Here is a 920-nt window from a genome sequence, read left to right on the forward strand (position 1 = left end):
CACCGGCTGGGGCGGCGCGGACGACCGTGCGCGCACCGCGCAGGCCGGGTTCGACGCGCATCTCACGAAGCCGGCGACGGTGACGGCCATCGAGTCCGTGCTGCGCGACGTGGAGTCACGGCGTACTCCTTCACCAGCCGATCGCTAGCAGCTTCGCGGCCATGCGCGGCCAGCACAGCGCCGCGACCTCGTCGCGCGTGGCCCAGCGGAAAGCATCCATCTCCGGCGTCGGCCTGCCCGTCACGTGGTGCGGGAACATGCTGGTGCACGCCAGGTGCGCAAGATCCGGCAGCGCCTCGCCCACGTCCACGCGGAACAGGTGCAAAACCTTGTCGCGCCGGTAGTCGAAGCGGCCCAGCTCGCGGAAGGCGCCGGCCGGGAATGCGAGGCCCGTCTCTTCGAACAGTTCGCGCATGGCCGCGTCCAGCAGCGTTTCGCCCGGATCCCGCAGGCCCTTCGGGATGTCCCAGCGCGGCGTGTGCGTGACGTGGCCCAGCAGCAGCCGGCCGCCGGCGTCCACCACGAGGGTGCCGCAGGAGACGTCGACGGCCTTCATGGCAGCGTGCGCGCGGCGGCGGCCAGCGCCTGTTCCAGCGCCTCCAGGCTCACGGGTTTCGTCAGGTGCTGGTCGAAGCCCGCCTCGTGCGACTGCTGCTGGTCGCTCTGCGCGCCCCAGCCGGTCAATGCGATGAGGACGATCTGGCGTACGCCCTGGTTGCGCCGGATCGCGCGCGCCACCTCGTAGCCGCTCATGCCGGGGAGGCCGATGTCGAGCAGGACCAGGTCCGGCTGCGCCTCGAGCGCCAGGCGGAGACCTTCCGGGCCGTCGCGCGCAACCGATGTCGTGTGGCCGAGCGCGTCGAGCAGCGCGACGAGGCTGTCGGCCGCATCCGCGTTGTCGTCGACGACCAGCACCCGGA

The 920-nt window shown here is 72.0% G+C and carries 2 protein-coding genes; both read right to left on the minus strand.

Translation table 11 applies throughout. The annotated features are described in order from the left end of the window. Window positions 1-130 precede the first annotated feature (130 nt). Window positions 131-556 (minus strand): NUDIX hydrolase, encoded by a 426-nt coding sequence (locus tag ACEN88_RS32845; RefSeq protein WP_413346467.1) that lies wholly within the window; start codon window positions 554-556, stop codon window positions 131-133. Further along, window positions 553-920, minus strand: a 368-nt coding sequence (locus ACEN88_RS32850) for a response regulator (protein ID WP_413346469.1), incomplete at its 5' end; no start/stop codon positions are given. The genes ACEN88_RS32845 and ACEN88_RS32850, both read right to left, overlap by 4 nt.

Source organism: Massilia sp. CT11-108, from assembly GCF_047302915.1.
Classification (GTDB): Bacteria; Pseudomonadota; Gammaproteobacteria; order Burkholderiales; family Burkholderiaceae_D; genus Telluria; species Telluria orientalis.